The 439-nt window shown below is 64.0% G+C and carries 1 protein-coding gene; it reads left to right on the top strand.

The window, feature by feature from the left end; translation table 11 throughout:
* Window positions 1-439 (top strand): cbb3-type cytochrome c oxidase subunit I (locus tag ACN675_RS29285; RefSeq protein ID WP_420754139.1); only part of this gene is annotated, 439 nt, incomplete at both ends.

The raw sequence follows: 439 nt of genomic DNA, 5'->3' as shown, positions 1-439 counted from the left end.
GCCGCTGTCCGATGTGACGCACACGCCCGGCGTCGGCGCGAACCTGTGGGTGATGGGTCTGGGCATCATGGGTCTGGGCACGATCCTCGGCGCCGTGAACATGACCACGACGGTCGTCTGCCTGCGGGCCCCCGGCATGACCATGTTCCGGATGCCGATCTTCACCTGGAACATCCTCATCACCAGTCTGCTGATCCTGCTGGTGTTCCCGCTGCTCACCGCCGCGTTCATGGGTCTGTTCGTCGACCGGGTGCTGAACGGGAACGTCTACGACCCGGCCACCGGCGGTGTGATCCTGTGGCAGCACCTGTTCTGGTTCTTCGGGCACCCCGAGGTCTACGTGGTGGCGCTGCCGTTCTTCGGCATCGTCTCGGAGATCTTCCCCGTCTTCTCTCGCAAGCCGATCTTCGGGTATTCGGGTCTGGTGTACGCGACGATC

Origin of the sequence: Rhodococcus sp. O3 (genome assembly GCF_048897285.1) — a bacterium.
Lineage (GTDB): Bacteria > Actinomycetota > Actinomycetes > Mycobacteriales > Mycobacteriaceae > Rhodococcus.
Note: the sequence above shows the minus strand (reverse complement) of the source record. Positions and strands in the feature narration are given on the sequence as shown.